17 protein-coding genes are annotated in these 15,197 nt (G+C 59.0%); 10 read left to right on the top strand and 7 right to left on the bottom strand.

The window, feature by feature from the left end:
• The first annotated feature begins 328 nt into the window (after positions 1 to 328).
• The 4 genes from C8J25_RS19700 to C8J25_RS19685 all read left to right on the top strand — a co-directional run bounded on the left by C8J25_RS19700 (position 329) and on the right by C8J25_RS19685 (position 3,944).
• Positions 329 to 1,429 (top strand): histidine kinase dimerization/phosphoacceptor domain -containing protein, encoded by a 1,101-nt coding sequence (locus tag C8J25_RS19700; protein WP_107956042.1) that lies wholly within the window; start codon positions 329 to 331, stop codon positions 1,427 to 1,429.
• Positions 1,429 to 1,893 (top strand): response regulator, encoded by a 465-nt coding sequence (locus C8J25_RS19695; RefSeq protein WP_107956041.1) that lies wholly within the window; start codon positions 1,429 to 1,431, stop codon positions 1,891 to 1,893. Before C8J25_RS19700 ends, C8J25_RS19695 begins: the two co-directional genes overlap by 1 nt.
• A gap of 259 nt (positions 1,894 to 2,152) precedes the next feature.
• Positions 2,153 to 3,502 (top strand): HWE histidine kinase domain-containing protein, encoded by a 1,350-nt coding sequence (locus C8J25_RS19690; protein ID WP_244187243.1) that lies wholly within the window; start codon positions 2,153 to 2,155, stop codon positions 3,500 to 3,502.
• Between the two features lie 91 nt (positions 3,503 to 3,593).
• Positions 3,594 to 3,944 (top strand): response regulator, encoded by a 351-nt coding sequence (locus C8J25_RS19685; RefSeq protein ID WP_093401120.1) that lies wholly within the window; start codon positions 3,594 to 3,596, stop codon positions 3,942 to 3,944.
• A gap of 22 nt (positions 3,945 to 3,966) precedes the next feature.
• Here C8J25_RS19685 and C8J25_RS19680 read toward each other — a convergent pair whose 3' ends face one another.
• On the bottom strand, positions 3,967 to 4,152 hold the full coding sequence (locus C8J25_RS19680) for a ComEA family DNA-binding protein (RefSeq protein WP_243650265.1): 186 nt from the start codon (positions 4,150 to 4,152) through the stop codon (positions 3,967 to 3,969).
• Positions 4,153 to 4,318: 166 nt separating this feature from the next.
• On the opposite strand from C8J25_RS19680, the gene C8J25_RS19675 reads away from it, so the two are divergent.
• Positions 4,319 to 5,815 carry an aminotransferase class I/II-fold pyridoxal phosphate-dependent enzyme gene (locus C8J25_RS19675; protein ID WP_244187242.1) on the top strand — a complete coding sequence of 499 codons (1,497 nt, stop codon included), beginning with the start codon at positions 4,319 to 4,321 and terminating at the stop codon, positions 5,813 to 5,815.
• A 58-nt stretch (positions 5,816 to 5,873) separates the two neighbouring features.
• On the top strand, positions 5,874 to 6,368 hold the full coding sequence (locus C8J25_RS19670) for a nucleoside deaminase (protein ID WP_107956039.1): 495 nt from the start codon (positions 5,874 to 5,876) through the stop codon (positions 6,366 to 6,368).
• A gap of 156 nt (positions 6,369 to 6,524) precedes the next feature.
• Here C8J25_RS19670 and C8J25_RS20985 read toward each other — a convergent pair whose 3' ends face one another.
• Both C8J25_RS20985 and C8J25_RS19660 read right to left on the bottom strand, forming a co-directional pair.
• On the bottom strand, positions 6,525 to 7,055 hold the full coding sequence (locus tag C8J25_RS20985; RefSeq protein WP_082451487.1) for a response regulator: 531 nt from the start codon (positions 7,053 to 7,055) through the stop codon (positions 6,525 to 6,527).
• Positions 7,048 to 8,172: a sensor histidine kinase gene (locus tag C8J25_RS19660; protein WP_167397784.1), complete on the bottom strand. Its 1,125-nt coding sequence runs from the start codon at positions 8,170 to 8,172 to the stop codon at positions 7,048 to 7,050. Before C8J25_RS19660 ends, C8J25_RS20985 begins: the two co-directional genes overlap by 8 nt.
• Positions 8,173 to 8,397: 225 nt before the next feature.
• Between C8J25_RS19660 and C8J25_RS19655 the strand changes: the two genes are divergently transcribed.
• Positions 8,398 to 9,075 (top strand): PAS domain-containing protein, encoded by a 678-nt coding sequence (locus tag C8J25_RS19655; protein ID WP_236701787.1) that lies wholly within the window; start codon positions 8,398 to 8,400, stop codon positions 9,073 to 9,075.
• Positions 9,076 to 9,420: 345 nt separating this feature from the next.
• On the opposite strand, the gene C8J25_RS19650 is transcribed toward C8J25_RS19655, so the two are convergent.
• A complete protein-coding gene (locus C8J25_RS19650; protein WP_107956037.1) occupies positions 9,421 to 9,795 on the bottom strand; it encodes a winged helix-turn-helix transcriptional regulator in 375 nt (124 codons plus the stop codon).
• 107 nt (positions 9,796 to 9,902) lie between these two features.
• Here C8J25_RS19650 and C8J25_RS19645 point away from each other — a divergent pair, with 107 nt between their 5' ends.
• The 3 genes from C8J25_RS19645 to C8J25_RS19635 all read left to right on the top strand — a co-directional run bounded on the left by C8J25_RS19645 (position 9,903) and on the right by C8J25_RS19635 (position 12,658).
• Positions 9,903 to 10,649: an NADPH-dependent F420 reductase gene (locus C8J25_RS19645; RefSeq protein WP_107956036.1), complete on the top strand. Its 747-nt coding sequence runs from the start codon at positions 9,903 to 9,905 to the stop codon at positions 10,647 to 10,649.
• Between the two features lie 55 nt (positions 10,650 to 10,704).
• A complete protein-coding gene (locus C8J25_RS19640; RefSeq protein ID WP_107956035.1) occupies positions 10,705 to 11,694 on the top strand; it encodes a zinc-dependent alcohol dehydrogenase family protein in 990 nt (329 codons plus the stop codon).
• A gap of 346 nt (positions 11,695 to 12,040) precedes the next feature.
• A complete protein-coding gene (locus tag C8J25_RS19635) occupies positions 12,041 to 12,658 on the top strand; it encodes a tyrosine-type recombinase/integrase (protein WP_208622649.1) in 618 nt (205 codons plus the stop codon).
• A gap of 126 nt (positions 12,659 to 12,784) precedes the next feature.
• Here the strand turns inward: C8J25_RS19635 and C8J25_RS19630 are convergent, their stop codons facing one another.
• From C8J25_RS19630 to C8J25_RS19620, 3 genes are read right to left on the bottom strand one after another with little or no spacing between them, the layout of a single operon-like run.
• A complete protein-coding gene (locus tag C8J25_RS19630) occupies positions 12,785 to 13,915 on the bottom strand; it encodes an acyltransferase family protein (RefSeq protein WP_107956033.1) in 1,131 nt (376 codons plus the stop codon).
• Positions 13,912 to 14,460: a sugar O-acetyltransferase gene (locus tag C8J25_RS19625; RefSeq protein ID WP_165895333.1), complete on the bottom strand. Its 549-nt coding sequence runs from the start codon at positions 14,458 to 14,460 to the stop codon at positions 13,912 to 13,914. Before C8J25_RS19625 ends, C8J25_RS19630 begins: the two co-directional genes overlap by 4 nt.
• Before the next feature lie 5 nt (positions 14,461 to 14,465).
• On the bottom strand, positions 14,466 to 15,149 hold the full coding sequence (locus tag C8J25_RS19620; protein ID WP_107956031.1) for a DUF1349 domain-containing protein: 684 nt from the start codon (positions 15,147 to 15,149) through the stop codon (positions 14,466 to 14,468).
• Positions 15,150 to 15,197 lie beyond the last annotated feature (48 nt).

Raw genomic sequence — 15,197 nt, 5'->3', positions numbered from 1 at the left:
AGACCGATCGTTGTGACGTTTCCCATCGTGACTCTCCTTCGACTCTCCGCAGGACATACTGCTTGAGGGTTGGAGAGCCGTCCACGTCATCACAAGCGGACACTCACGAGCCATTTCCGCTTTCCCCATGTCTGCCATTCGTTCAGCTTCCAGCCTGCAGACCGGTCGCCGATTTTCGGACTCAAAGAGGCTTTGTACGCGCAAGCCATACCGCCCAATGGTCATGCCTGAGTGAGACGAACTCGATCTCTCAGCGGAACGGAAAACGATCAAAACGATTTAGTCCCGGCACGGAGTTCGGCTGGTCGGCACGCTCCACGGAGGCGTGATGAAACAGCGGGACGATTGGCATCTGACGGAAGCGCTCGATTACGAGCACGGACGAGCTGACCCTTTTGCCGCGGCTGTTCGGGCTACCCGAATGCCTATGGTCATTACGGACCCCGCGCAGACCGATAACCCGATCGTCTTCTGTAACGAAGCCTTTCAAACGCTGTCGGGTTATGACCGAAGTGAAATCATTGGCCGTAACTGCCGCTTCCTGCAGGGGCCCGACACCGACCGAGAGCAGGTGGCTAAAGTGCGTCGGGCAATCGACGCCCAAACCGACATTGCCGTGGACCTTCTAAACTATCGAAAGGATGGATCTGCGTTCTGGAACGCGTTGTATCTGAGTCCTGTACGCAATGACGCCGGCAAGGTTGTATTCTTCTTCGCCTCCCAGCTTGATGTTACTGACCGCGTCAAAGCGCAGACTATAATTTCAAAACAAAAGTTATTAGTCGAACAGGAAGTCGAGGCGCGCACGTCAGACCTCGAGGCCGCGTTAGATGCGAAAACTCTGCTGCTTCACGAAGTCGACCATCGCGTAAAGAACAATCTTACGATGATCGGTTCGCTTCTGCGTTTGCAGGCGCGGAGCATATCTGACCCGGCCGTTTCATCAAAACTTGAAACTATGCTCGAACGGGTTGATGCGCTGGCGACAGTGCATCGCCGTCTTTATCAGTCGGACGACGTCACCCGGTTCGATGTCGGGGCGTTTACCGAAAATCTAATCGGCGACGTCGTTGGTGCCAGCCGACGCGACGACATCAAGCTTGTTTCGAACATTTCGCAAATAGAGGTGCCGTCCAGTAAGGCGGCATCGCTTGGGTTGATCCTCAACGAGATAGCGACCAACGCCATCAAGCATGCATTTGCCAACGGGCGAGCCGGTACGATCTCCGTCCTCACCGCCCTAGAAGGCAATAATGCCCTGATCGAAATCACCGATGATGGGCATGGGCTTGCCAGCAATGACGTTCAGCCGGACGGCATTGGCAAAATGCTTATTTCCCGCCTCGCCAAGCAAGTCAGAGCCGACGTCGTGTGGTCTGACGCCGCCCCCGGTGTTCGTGTATCTCTCTCATTCCCGGTGGACGATTAATGAATGTACGTGCCCAACCGCCGTTGAATGTGCTGATTGTCGAGGACGAGGCTCTTTTGGCGATGGATATTGAAGCGATGATCGAAGACGCCGGTCACCGTGTCGTCGGCGAGGCCGCGTCTCTCTACGAAGTTGAAGACCTGGCAAGCGATCTCCACCCGGACTTGGCTTTTGTCGACATACAGCTTGCGAAAGGTACCAGCGGCCTGGATGCCTGTGCACTGATCCGGAAGCGATGGGCGGACGCAATAGTTGTCTTCGTCACTGCAAACCCACTTAAGATCCCAGCCGACTTTGCTGGTGGCCATGGCGTCATACCCAAGCCCTTCTCCCGGAATGGTCTGATGTCCGCAATGCGCTACATCGAAGAGGGTGTCTGCGATCCACCGCCCGTATCCCCGCAGCCAGCGAGCTTCATTGCGGCGCCCGCGTTTGCCGCAGAGTGGTCCCAGACCAGTCCCTGATTTCCGGGTGATAAGCGACAATCCACGGCCTCACGAAGTGGGACGACAGATGACAGAAGTTATACATAAATTCGATTACGTTGATCCATCAACGTCTTACCGCTAGGACGTTCCCGCTTTGGACCGTCAGCCACTCCCACCTTCGCCTATTCGACCGCACGATGCCTCAGGTGTCGTACGCAAGGCTGTCGACGCCTTTGCGTCCCGCCTCAACGAGCATGACCCCTTCGTTGCGGCGTTCGATCACTGCATTACGCCGATGGTCGTCAGCGATCCAACGCTACCGGATAACCCGCTGGTTTACGTCAATCGTGCGTTCGAGGCTTTGACGGGGTTCTCGGCAGTCGAGGTCGTTGGCCGGAACTGCCGTTTCATGCAGGGACCGCTGACCGATCAGGCCGACGTCCGACGCATGAAGGACGCGATTGCTCGCCGTGAGCCGATCGATATCGACCTCCTGAATCACCGTCGTGATGGCACGCCGTTCTGGAACCGCCTCATGGTCGCGCCCGTGCATGACGCGACCGGCAGCCTACGCTACTTCGTGGCATCCCAGCTCGATGTCACACTCGAGCGGCACGGGCTGTTGCAGTTGGAACGCGACCGCGACACGCTGAGTGCCGAGCTTGCGAAGCGCGAAGTTGCGCTAGCCGAACGAGAGGCCCGCCTGGCACTTGCGCTCGATGCTGGCGGACTGGGCACTTGGACCATCGACCTGCCGGAATGGCGGCTCAGCTACTCGCCAAGTTGCCTGACGAACTTTGGCCGGCCTGTCGGCGAAAAGTTGTCGATAGAAAGTATGTTGGCATGCGTTCATCCAGAGGATCGAGACCTCCTCACGAACTCGCTGAACAGCGCTGTCGAGCATGGCACGCGGTATAACGTCGAATACCGCATATTGACGCCTGAAGGCGAGCAACGCTGGATCCATTCCCAAGGCTCGCTGCAGCGCCGTGCGGATGGCACGCCGTTGGCGGTTTCGGGCTTTTCGAGCAATGTTTCAGCGCGCAAATTCGCCGAGGAGCAACGTTCGGTTCTGGCCCATGAACTGACACACCGCGTGAAAAACACGCTTGCGACAGTCAGTGCCGTTGTCAGTCAGACGCTACGCGATGCTGCGTCCCTCGCTGAGGCTCGGGATGCGGTATCGGGCCGCATCGCCAGCCTAGCGTCTGCGCACGAACTGCTGCTCAAGGACGAGATCGAAGGCGCGGCAATCGGTGAGATCGTCGAGCGGGTGCTCGCGCCGTTCATGGACAGCAACGGTCGACGGTTTTCCGCTGTCGGCCCGACGATACGGCTGACCCCGGAAGTGACACTTGCGTTGTCGATGGCGCTGCACGAGCTGGCGACCAATGCGATCAAATATGGTGCGCTCTCGGTACCGGAGGGTCAGGTGAGCATACGCTGGGACCTGAACGGCAATGCGACGGAACGTCGACTTACCTTCTCCTGGGCGGAGCAGGATGGACCTATCGTTGCTATGCCAACACGTGTTGGATTTGGTACGCGAATGATTGAGCGCGTCCTGTCACGCCACATCCGCGGCAAGGCGGAAATTCAATATCTGCCGGAAGGTGTTCGCTTCGCAATCGAAGCGCCGATCTAAGCTCTCGACCATGTCTGACATTTATTAACGCCGTGGCGGGCCCATCGCGTGACCACATTGGTTAAGAGCTCAGCTTATCGGGATCTGTCATATGTGCCATGTGCTCGTCATCGAGGATGATTTCCTCATCGCCGATCACATCATTCAGCTGATCGAGCGGGCTGGCGGCACATCCTTTGATCAGGCTGCCTCGCAAGATGAGGCAATCGATGCTGCGAGATTGAGGCCTCCCTCCATCATCATGTCCGACGTCAATCTCTCAGCCGGTACCGGCCCTGCCGCGGTGGAAGCCATCATCTTGGAGCATGGGCCGACGCCCGTGATCTTCGTGACCGGCACGCGCGAAGCATGCCATGTAAGTCGGCCATCGATGATCGTTCTCGACAAACCGATCAACGAACAGGCTCTTATCGCGGCGTTCCAAAGTCTGGCGCCCGCCTGAGTCAGCAATCGCCGACGGTCAGTCAAGCAGTCGCCCCATCGGCCTTACCGGTAAGACCGGGTACTTCATCAAGTTGTCTCAGGTCACTGAACCCGCCACGTTCCTTACGATAGCGGACGATCTCGAACCCGTGCCCCGCTAGCGCCGGGATGGCGTCCAACTCCGCCGCACTCGCCGCGTTGACGTTGATCGGCATCTCGTTCCTCATAGCTCTTCCTCTTTCGTACCCTTGGTGACGGAATGTTGGAAAGGGCTTTGCTATCGATGAACGCCCTAGCCAGCTAGAAGGAAGGTTTGATTCATGTCCGCCTTCGGCGGATAACTGCTTGTTTGATAAAGAAGATCAACCATCGTGGAGGGGCTTTCCAGTATCCATGCGTTTCACCCACTCGATCAGGAGAGGGTTCGGCATGGATCAGAAGAGTGCGCCGTTGGCCGATGCGTTGGCGGCGATCGAGAAGAGTCCGGTCATCGGATTTGGAGCGCCGGGCCACAACCAGGGTGCAGCCATTCCTGGCGGGATGAAGGCACTGCTCGGCAAGCGCGTTTTCCAAGCCGACGTGCTGACGCCGAAGGGGCTCGACGACCGTACCGAAGGCAAGCTGGCCCTTCAACGTGCGCACGAGATCGCGGCGGAGGCCTGGAATGCCGACTTCTGCCGGTTTGTAACCGGCGGATCCACCCAGAGTCTTCACACGGTTATGGCCTCGGTCGCCGGACCAGGTGACACTATTCTGGTCGCTGCGAATGCCCACAAGGCCGAGCGTACCTACGCGCTCGCGACGGGGCTCAATGCCGCCATCGTGCCGGTCCAGATCGACGGGGAATGGGACATTGAGCATGGTGTTAAGCCGCAGGCGCTGAACGCCGCCTTGGCGGCCAATCCAACCGCCAAGGCGTTCATCGTTGTCAGCCCGACCTACTACGGCGTCACGAGTGACATAGAGTCGCTTGCAGGCATCTGTCACAACCACGGTATTCCCCTCATCGTCGATGCCGCCTGGGGCGGCGCCTTTGCATTCTGTGAGGCCCTGCCAGACGATCCGCTTGCCAAGGAGGCGGATGTCGCTGTCTACAGCGCCCACAAGACGATGGGGGCGCTCGCACAAGGGTCAGTGATCGTCGCAAAAGGCGACTTGATCGATCGCCAGCGCCTTTGGATGGCATATGAGCTTTTCGAGACCACCAGCCCGTCGGTGCCCATCCTAGCAACGCTCGACGCGACCCGGCGGGATCACGCGTTGAACGGGGAGCAGATGTGGAACGGCGTCATTGCGTTGGCGGAAAAGGTCCGTAGTAAGATTGCCGGTATCACCCCCCTGCGCGTTTTCGGTCATGATCATTTGCCGCCAGATGCCAGTTTGGACGTCACGAAGGTACTGATCGACGTCTCGGCGCTTGCCGTATCGGGGTATGCGATCGACGACTGGCTCTACAAGCATCACCGGATCAGCATGGGGTTATCCGACGCCCGGCATATCCTAGCCGTTCTGTCGCTGGGCACAACCAGGTCCGATCTCCGCAAGCTCGTCGGTGGCTTGCAGGATCTCGTGAATCAGCTCGGTTCCGATCCCTCCATCCTGCCGGCAATTTCGCCTGTGCCCGGGATCAGCACCCTGTCCGTCGACATGGCGATGCCCGGGCCTGCGGCACTCTACGGCCTAGCCGAGATGGTGGCCTACGAGGCGGCTGAGGGAAGGATCGCAGCCGAGATGATCGCGCCCGCGCCGCCCGGCGTCCCCCGACTGGTGCCGGGCCAGCGCATCACCGCTGCACACGTCGCATGGCTTGTCGCGAACCGTGATGCCGGGGCTTTCGTGATGGATCCGGTCGATCCCACAGAAGCGACCGTCAGAGTGGTTCAGAGCTGACGCAGCAACCGGATCAACACGCCAAATCTAACAGCAACTGCAATTAGGTGGATACGCGATGCAGACCGATACCGACGAACACTGGATGCAATTGGCGATAGACGTCGCGCGCTCCAAAGGGTCCGATCCCTCAACCTCCCCGCTTGGGTGCGTCATCGTACTAGACGGGAAGGTGATTGCCGCCGAACGCAACCAGACCAAGGAATTGCCTGACGCAACCGCGCATGCCGAGATGATGGCGATCCGTCGGGCTTGTGAGCAAACCAGAGAACTGGAACTGCGCGGGGCGACGTTATACTCGACACTCCAGCCGTGCGGCATGTGCACGATGGCATCGATCTGGTCGAAAGTTGGCCGCGTCGTGTACGGTGCCGGCCGAAACGATGTGCACCCGATGTATTTCGAAGCCAAGCACGTTGATACACTCAGATTCATCGGGGACGCCTATCGGAATGATATTGAGATCCGAGGCGGCTGCCTGCGCGAAGCTTGCGCAAAACTTTATTATGGCCCCTCTGCCGAATTGAGCGAGGAAGAACAGGCCAACCTATAATCATGCAGTATGATTCAAACGGTCAAATAAAGGCCCAAATATGGTCTATCTCGATCTTAGCAGCCTTCAGCGTCGTTTTGCGACCACCTAGTTCTGAACATGCGGATCTGCTACCTCACCAAACTCCAAACTTACACCTACGTCATCAAACGTTGATTATTCGCTTAAGAACTGGTCGATTGCATCAACAGCCTCGTACAATCGTGCCGCTAATAGCGGTTCATGGATGCCATCTGCTACATCGATCTCGACGATCAGCTGTTCACGTAATTTTAGAAACGAGTTATGCTTAGTAAGCTTGGCAATTGCACCATCTGCGGTAGTATCGATTTTCTTGAGAGCATCGATTATCGACGAGGCCTCAACAGGCTTCTCTAACCGGGCAATCTCTTTGTAGTTTGATGGAACATCGGCGATATCATTACCTGTTGCAAAGACGCAGTGCACGCCCCGAGCGAGTAGACGGTCGACCACTGGGTATACTTTCTGCTCGCCGAGGTTGATGTCGAGGACAGCGCTGTCGATACGCCCTCCCCGATCAAGCAATGCCATTGCCTGATCGACAGACGGTACCGGCCCAAGCACGATAGCTCCCGCCCGTGTCAGCATGCGCTCGATCGCTTCGGCAACGACATACTCGTCCTCAATCACAAGTACCCGCTGACTTTCCATGAGCATGTCAGCCATCTTGCGCCTCCTCCACTGTCCGGCGAGATACAACCGGCACCGCAATCGTACAGTGCACACCGTCTTCGACGAAAGCATAATGTGTCTGGGCGCCAAGTTGGTACGGCAGGGCTTTTTCGATCAGTTGACGACCATAACCGCCGGTAGACGGTGCAGTGAAGGGTTGTGACATCCGAACACCACTCTCGCGCCAATCGACGTGGAGCCACAGAACGCCATCCTTTTCCGCCTCCACGTGCCATGTGATTGTAAGCAACCCTCCGCCGGTCCCCAACGCACCATATTTCACCGCATTGGTCCCAAGCTCGTGGATAGCTAGAGCCAGGCTTTGGACGGCGCGCGAGCGTAACGGAACATCAGGTGGGCCTGCCAATATGAGATGACCATCACCACCCTTCCGGCCAATGGCACCAAGCGAAAGGAGCTCCGCGCGCAGAAGGTCGTCGAACTTTACTCGCTGGCCTGATGTTGCATGCGAGAGCATCTGCTGGACGCGGGATAGAGCTGAAAGGCGGTCGTTGAAGCCACGCTCAAACTCTTGAAGCGACGAGGCACCATCCAGCATCCGCGCAGCAATCGAGCTCACAACCGCGATAAGGTTACGCGTCCTGTGTTGCAGCTCCGCAACCATCACGACCTGGCGTTGCTCGCTTTCCCGCAACGATTCCGCGCTGCGCTTTAATGCGTCTATGTCACTGATTACGCTTGCTTGTCCGGTCAGCTTTCCCAACTCGTCGCGTACCGGAACTGCCGCAACTCGCACCCAAATGGCCCGCTGGTCGTCATCGGTGAACAGCATTTCCTGACCAGGCGTAACACATTCTCCGCGGCGGGCGCGCGCACCGGGAAACTCGTCCGGTTGCAACGGTCGCTCATCCTCGCTCCACGCTTGCCACCGCGCTACGCGAGCCGGGTCCTGGGAGGGCATCAAGCCTGTGGGACAGAATCGCTGATACTCGGAATTGTAGGCTACCATTCGTCCGTTCATGTCCAACGTAGCTACACCCGCAGGCACGCTTTCGAGCGTAGCCGCGAACCGAGCCTCGCTTTGGTGAAGCGCTGCCTCTGACTCCGCCAAACGACGGCGTAAGTCGGCGATTGTTGCCACGTCATCCATCTTACATTCCATGTATAAGCATCGGAGTGCGCCAAGGGCGGATAGCTACGTTAGCCCGTTTTTCGATAAAAATGCCGTGCTTTCTGCGTAGGTGTTTTTCAAACGCCTCCCCCAATCCCCGAACAGGCGTTCACCGATCGGCTAGCCATCCTTGGGCGCTACAAGGTGCCTTGCAAGCCGACTCAACTGATATATGTCGGTCAAGACAAGTGTCGTGGTTGGGTGATGATGCCTGCAGGTCATTGCGTTTCGTCGGTCGAAGGAGTAATTCTGCACGCGGATCAAGGCTTTCTTGATCTGCTCCACCGTCGCGCCGACGAAGTTATCGGCGTTTCGTACCGCGAAATAACCGACGCTCGCGACCTAGATCGAAGCGCAGATATGCTAGCCGTACTAAAGGACGGCGCAGCTCCCGTACGGTTGCAAAAGCGCTACCTTCGGCCGGATGGTAGCTCAGTAGCAGCGAACCTACTGGTCACCCGCTTCGCCAACCCCGACCGCTTGATAAGCACGCTGTTCTGGCAAGAAAATGGCCGCCCTTTGCCGCCAGCTAGGCTTTGGGAAGCAGCACTGCGTATGCGCCAGGTCCACGCCACCCGATCCACGCTATTTGGGGCTGATCTGAGCATTGACCCCGTAGGTTCGCTGCTGATCGGCATCTATCTGGCAGAGGCAGAAGGCCGGAATATCGGACTGGCCGACGCTGCCGCCCATGCCAAGATCCCGACATCTGTTATCGAACGGTGGATCAAGGTACTTCAGCAGCGGGGAGTGCTTGAACACCGAGACACTGCGATGGATATTCGACTAACACACTCAGGTCTTAATAAGGTAGAGTCTATGCTTGCTACGGTCTATGGGTCACCTGATGCGGCGGTGATGCTTCTTAATAGCTATGATTGACGTCTTACCGTTCAAATATGATATCATTATATTATTATTCTGCATGTACGGAGCAAAGCTAAACGCATTACTTTACGTACCCAATTCCAAATTGGATGCACTCGGTTAGACTGGCTTAAGTTATCATTGGCTTTCGAATGAAAACCTCACTAAACCACTTTGACCCACTATCGGACGTTCACGCCCCTCCCCTCGCTTCCCAACTTCGGACGCTGATTCATCTTTGCGAATGACCGATTTCGAAGGGCGGCTATCCACTTACGAATTCCGTGATGGGAGAGGAAAGCGGCCATCCGCTTTTGGTGCTTCGATCGAACAAGCTGACGTGTAAAGTGACAGCTACCCTCACTCTTCGGATCTAGCCGACGTCTCAGTCTCGCGCCGCATGAATGTCCAATCGATAAGGGCTTCAATAGACGGCCCGAGAGCCAAGCCTATCTCGCTTAGGGCGTATTCGACCTTGGGCGGAACTTGAGGATAGATCGTTCGGGTGACGATCCCGTCCTTCTCCAGTTCTTTCAGCTGTTGAATCAGCATCTTCTGATTCACGCCTTCGACGCGTCGTTCTAGCTCGGAGAAGCGCAAAGGCGCCCGTGCAGCAAACAGTTGAAAGATGATCACCATCTTCCACTTTCCCTCCAGGACGCGGAGGGCCTCGCTCGTGGCAGCAGCCCAGACAAGCTGCTGCTGTGGATCCTCGCATTGCCAGTCACGCTGCATAGGTCACTTACCTTTTGGTGGGTAACCCACCTTTCGGTAGGTTCTTGTCACTTCTGGTACCTGACCATAATTTCCGGTGCGAAGCAATGATCGCATAGGAACGACACATGAAGATCGGCATTCTTGGGACGGGGCACATCGGCAAGACACTCGTCACCAGGTTGAGCAAGGCGGGCCATAAGGTAAAGGTGGCCAACTCGCGCGGGCCCGAGACGATCGATCCCGAGCTCCTGTCAGCCGGCGCCCGCGCCGTGACGACGGAGGACGCGCTGGCCGACGTTGAGGTCGTCATTCTCTCGATACCTCTCAACCGTATCGCCGGAATTGCACAGTTGGTGGCTCGCCTGCCTGACGAGACGGTCGTGATCGACACTTCCAACTATTACCCGTTCCGGGACTCCAAGATCCAGGCAATCGAAGACGGACAGGTCGAAAGCCTGTGGGTGGCTGAGCAACTTGGCCGCCCGATCGCAAAGGCATGGAATGCGATCGGCTCCGCCTCTCTTGCCAAGAAGGGCAAGCCGGCAGGTTCACCGGACCGGATCGCCATTCCCGTTGCAGCGGATCGTGAGCGCGATCGGCAGGTCACGATGGCTCTGGTCAGCGATACCGGCCTGGACGCCTTCGATGCCGGCTCGCTTGCGACCTCGTGGCGTCAGCAGGCCGGCGCGCCAGTCTATTGCACCGACCTGACCCTCGCCGAAATTCCTGCGGCTCTCGACGCTGCGGAGAAGGACAGGCTCCCCAAGCGCCGGGACCTGGCGGTCGCGGTGATGCAGGAGCGGTTGGGTGACGGAACTACGAACCCTGACGAGGACTGGGGCGTTCGCCTCGTCCGCGCCATCAATATGTAAACGCCGCCCGAACCGCTCCATTCCGATAGCCATCTATCTACCAGAGGATCAGACCATGACCCGCGTTGTACGCTTTCACGAATACGGCTCCGCAGACGTGCTGCGCATCGATAACGTCGAGGTTCCTGCACCTGAAGCCGATGAGGTGCAGATCGCAGTCAGAGCGATCGGGTTGAACCGCGCAGAGGTAATGTTCCGCAACGGCGCGTACCTGCAAGAAGCGGAGTTCCCCTCACGGCTCGGCTACGAAGCCGCAGGCATGGTCAAGACCGTCGGCAGCGCCGTGTCGGGCTTCGCGGAGGGCGACGCCGTTAGCGTCATCCCGACGCTCGATATGTCGCGCTGGTCTACCTACGGCGAGATCATCAACATCCCGGCCCGCTACGTCGTCAAGCATCCCACCGCCCTCTCGTTCGAGAAGGCAGCCGCCTCCTGGATGCAGTATGTCACGGCCTGGGGTGCGCTTATTGATCAGGCGAAGGTCACCGCAGCGGACTTCGTCATCGTGTCAGCCGCATCGAGTAGCGTCGGCATCGCGGCGATCCAGGTGGCTCGCAGCGTCGGGGCGACGGTGATTGCGACCACTCGTACGAACGCCAAGGCGCAGGCGCTGACTGATGCCGGCGCTCATCATGTGATCGCCACCGCCGACGGCGACCTTGCAGAACGTGTGAAGGAGATCACCGGCGGGAAGGGTGCCCGCGTGGTGTTCGATCCGATCGGCGGTCCTGCCATCGCCCAATTCGCCAAGGTCATGGCTGTGGGCGGCATTCTGCTGGAATATGGTGCCCTAAGCCCAGACGACGGTCCGTTCCCGCAGTTCGCCGTGCTGGGCAAGAGCCTGACGATCAAGGGCTACCTCTACACGGAAATCGTCGGCAATGATGCAGCGCTGGCGCGAGCCAAGGTATTCATCACCGAGAGTCTGGAAAGCGGCAAGCTCGATCCGCTGGTTTCGCGGACATTCCCGTTCGACAAGATCCAGGAAGCGACCCGTTTTCTCGAATCCAACGAGCAGATCGGCAAGATCGTCGTGACTGTCTGATCAGCTATCGGGAGGGCTCTAAGGCTCTCCCGTTTATAAAATGGGGCGTGGCAGTCAAGCGACTACGACAGCCACATGAGAGTTCGAGATGAACGAACGGCAGCTTCGGGCTTTGGGTATTTGCTCATCGAACGACAGCTTTTGGGCGAACGCACCCCGCCTTCTGGCTTGCGGCCAGACCCACTTCCGGCCGCACAGAGACCGCCAGGCGCCGCTCGAAACCGACAGCTCGTTCAGCATCATCGACGGCTGATCAACCACATTTCTAAACCGGCGATTTACTGCGCATGCGTATACTCGATCGACCGATCTGGGCCGATGGAGATGATCGATGGGTCACTCGTCAATGGACCCCGCCTTTCACGAACTTCGGCCTTGGAACGAAGGCCGGCTGATTGGTGCGAAGCGGGCGCTGAAACAGCAACAGGTCTGGGCCATTCGCTTCTGGCTCGACCAGCAGAGGAGACTGCGCGACCGAGCGCTGTTCGACTTCGCCATCGACAGCAAGCTCCGCGGCTGTGACGTGGTCAGGGTGCGGATTGGCGATGTAGTTTCCGGCGGGTGCGTCCGTGACCGCGCCGTCGTGGTTCAGCAGAAAACCAAACGACCGGTTCAGTTCGAGATAATGAACACGGCGCGAAAGACGATGCGAGCATGGTTGGAGCGACGTGGGGGGATACTGAACGACTTCGTTTTCCCGAGCCGCAACGACTACATGGACCACATGAGCACGCGGCAATATGCCCGCCTCGTGCGCGAGTGGGTGGTCGGCATCGGCCTACCGGCGCAGGATTACGGGACGCACTCGCTACGGCGCACGAAAGCGTCGATCATCTACAAGGCGACTGGCAACCTTCGCGCCGTTCAAATCCTTCTCGGCCATGCCAAGATCGACAGCACGGTGCGCTACTTGGGCGTTGACGTGGAGGACGCTTTGGAATTGGCCGAACGCACCGAGGTCTGAGAGACCCATTTCCTGACATTCAAAGCCTCCCGGTTCGCTCCCAACTCCGGCTATTCATTCAGGTGGGATGCCATGGATATCCGCATCAGGTCATTCGCCGGAACCGCTCTGGCCAACGATGACATGTCAGTAGCGGCCCCTTTGCTCGACCCGTCGCCGCTGCAAGGCCGGACGAAGCGGCAGGTCCCACCAGCGGTACGCGGCAAAGGCGAAGGCTATCGTGAAAGCATAGAGGGCCGCCGCAACCGACACCGTGGCCCATGTCGTCGTGCCACCGGCAGCGATCCAATTCATGTACAGGTACACAAAGGGATAATGCGTGATGTACAGCGGGTAGGATAGCTGCCCTGCCGCACGGCATAGGCGGCTCACCATCCGACCGCCGCCCGAATGCCGCCCCAACACGATGATCGCGGGAAACAACAGCAGCACGCACAATGCCTGATACAGGCCGTTCAACTTGAGGCCACCGTAGCTGGGCAGCACGGGGGCGGCGAAGACGACGCCAAGGCTCAGGCTGAGCGGCACGAAGCCGATACGCCATCGCGGCAGCCGGTCATGCAGGCGGAAGATCAGCAGACCGGTGATGAACGGATAGGCAAGCCGCACAGGCGCGCCCCAGAAATTGGCAAGCCCCCAACCGGTATCGTAAGACCCCAGCGACAGCGCCATCGCCGCGGACACCAGTCCGGCGATAAGCGCTGTTATCGCCAGCGCACGCGTTCCGAGCCGCCGGAGCACCAGCGCATAGGCCAGATTGCCGATATATTCCTGTAGCAGCGTCCAGGCGGGGGCATTCAGCGGATGGCTGTCCCCCAAGCGGTTGGCCAACGGCGCGGATGGCAAAGCGAACAACGCCATGACGAACGCGAACACGATGAGTATTCCCGGCGCATTCTGCCGATTGCCCGCGAACGGGTCCGCCACATAGCTGAGCAGTCCCAGCACCGCTCCCAGCACGACGAGGGGATGCAGCCGGATCAGCCGGCGGACCAGGAACTGGCGTGTCGACATCGTTCCCCAACGATCGTCATAGGCATAGCCGACGACGAAGCCCGACAGCGCGAAGAAGAAATCGACCGCCAGATACGCATGCGGCAGTAGCAGTCGTGGCGCGTCGAACAGCACCGTGATGCCCTGGATATGGAACGCCACCACCAGCACCGCTGCGGTGCCGCGCAGTCCGTCGAGAACCTCAAAATGAGCCTTGCCGTCGCGGATCGGCAGCACGGCATCCAGTGGACCCTGCGCAATCATCGCCGTGCCGCTCGTGCGGGGTTACCCACGACCGTCTCTCCAACTGCGACATCACGGGTGACCACGCTGCCGGCGCCGACGATCGCATCGTCACCAATCGTCACGCCGGGCAAGATCAATGCGCCACCGCCGATCCAAACGTTCGCGCCGATCCGGATTGGCCGTCCGAACTCCAGCAGCCGCGCCCGCAGAGCGGGGTCGCGGGGATGGTCGGCGGTCAGGATCTGCACGCCCGGCCCGATCTGCGTACCGGCACCGATATCGACGCGCACGACGTCGAGCACGACGCAGCCGAAGTTGAGGAACGCCCCTGTGCCGAGATGAATGTTATAACCGTAGTCACAGTAAAATGGCGCTCGGACGGTTACCCTTTCTCCGACGTCCCCCATTGCCTCGCGTAGCAATCGATCGCGATCGGCCGCTGAGGCGTCAGCCATGCCGTTGTACCGAGCCATCCACGCGGCAGTGCGCGCCGCGTCGGCCGCCAGTTCGGGATCGTCGGCGGTGTAAAGCTCGCCCGCCAGCATCCTGGTCTTCTCGCTCATCACATTCAGCTCAGATCATGCAGGTCTTTGCCGAGCGGCGGGGTAATCCGCAGATCGGAAAACCGTACGCCCAGCCCCTCGCGCTCGGGCGTGCAGGCCATGGGGCCGACGCGATATGAAGACACCACGGGAAACGGTGCCAATCGAACAAGAGGCCACGTTATGCCATCCGCCGACACCTGCAACCGCAACACACTGTTGGCGACCGTGGCACGCATCCAGAAGTCGCATGGATCGTATGCGTAAGGGCTGGTCGCCCAGTCCGAGCGATCATCGGTCAGGACGCTACTCAACATCGCGCGGCCATCGGACAATTCGATTCCGGCCTTAATCCAGCGACGCTCGTCGATCCGGATTATGATGCCTGCCTGATCATAAAGCTGTCGATACTCCGCGCGAATGCGCAGCTGCGCCGTGAACGCGGCAGGAGTGGCGAAACCAAGGAAATGACCGGAATCCCGCGTGAAGCCATAATGCGTCTCGCGCCAGAAATCGGTGGCCTGATCGGTGAACAGTGTCACTTCTCTGCTCGCATCCACGTTCCAGCGACGAGGCGCATTCAACCAGACGCCGTCGCTTCGCCCCAACACGGTATGTGCCACGGTCCCGCTACCGCGTGCGATCGACGGCACCGCGAGCGCCGTCGCACCACCAATGATCGTGCGCGGCGATACTATTGCTTCCTGCATGCCCCCCGTCCTCCCTATACGCTACGACAGCGGAGCGACGCCCGCTGA

The sequence above is a fragment of the Sphingomonas faeni genome, assembly GCF_003053745.1.
Classification (GTDB): domain Bacteria; phylum Pseudomonadota; class Alphaproteobacteria; order Sphingomonadales; family Sphingomonadaceae; genus Sphingomonas; species Sphingomonas faeni.
The sequence above is the reverse complement of the archived record's forward strand: the minus strand, read 5'-3'. Positions and strand labels throughout refer to the sequence as shown.

Coding starts and splice junctions, on each gene's coding strand:
- C8J25_RS19700 (WP_107956042.1), top strand. CDS start 329: ATGAAACAGCGGGACGATTGGCATCTGACGGAAGCGCTCGATTACGAG.
- C8J25_RS19695 (WP_107956041.1), top strand. CDS start 1,429: ATGAATGTACGTGCCCAACCGCCGTTGAATGTGCTGATTGTCGAGGAC.
- C8J25_RS19690 (WP_244187243.1), top strand. CDS start 2,153: ATGGTCGTCAGCGATCCAACGCTACCGGATAACCCGCTGGTTTACGTC.
- C8J25_RS19685 (WP_093401120.1), top strand. CDS start 3,594: ATGTGCCATGTGCTCGTCATCGAGGATGATTTCCTCATCGCCGATCAC.
- C8J25_RS19680 (WP_243650265.1), bottom strand. CDS start 4,152: ATGAGGAACGAGATGCCGATCAACGTCAACGCGGCGAGTGCGGCGGAG.
- C8J25_RS19675 (WP_244187242.1), top strand. CDS start 4,319: ATGCGTTTCACCCACTCGATCAGGAGAGGGTTCGGCATGGATCAGAAG.
- C8J25_RS19670 (WP_107956039.1), top strand. CDS start 5,874: ATGCAGACCGATACCGACGAACACTGGATGCAATTGGCGATAGACGTC.
- C8J25_RS20985 (WP_082451487.1), bottom strand. CDS start 7,055: ATGGCTGACATGCTCATGGAAAGTCAGCGGGTACTTGTGATTGAGGAC.
- C8J25_RS19660 (WP_167397784.1), bottom strand. CDS start 8,172: ATGGATGACGTGGCAACAATCGCCGACTTACGCCGTCGTTTGGCGGAG.
- C8J25_RS19655 (WP_236701787.1), top strand. CDS start 8,398: ATGATGCCTGCAGGTCATTGCGTTTCGTCGGTCGAAGGAGTAATTCTG.
- C8J25_RS19650 (WP_107956037.1), bottom strand. CDS start 9,795: ATGCAGCGTGACTGGCAATGCGAGGATCCACAGCAGCAGCTTGTCTGG.
- C8J25_RS19645 (WP_107956036.1), top strand. CDS start 9,903: ATGAAGATCGGCATTCTTGGGACGGGGCACATCGGCAAGACACTCGTC.
- C8J25_RS19640 (WP_107956035.1), top strand. CDS start 10,705: ATGACCCGCGTTGTACGCTTTCACGAATACGGCTCCGCAGACGTGCTG.
- C8J25_RS19635 (WP_208622649.1), top strand. CDS start 12,041: ATGGACCCCGCCTTTCACGAACTTCGGCCTTGGAACGAAGGCCGGCTG.
- C8J25_RS19630 (WP_107956033.1), bottom strand. CDS start 13,915: ATGATTGCGCAGGGTCCACTGGATGCCGTGCTGCCGATCCGCGACGGC.
- C8J25_RS19625 (WP_165895333.1), bottom strand. CDS start 14,460: ATGAGCGAGAAGACCAGGATGCTGGCGGGCGAGCTTTACACCGCCGAC.
- C8J25_RS19620 (WP_107956031.1), bottom strand. CDS start 15,149: ATGCAGGAAGCAATAGTATCGCCGCGCACGATCATTGGTGGTGCGACG.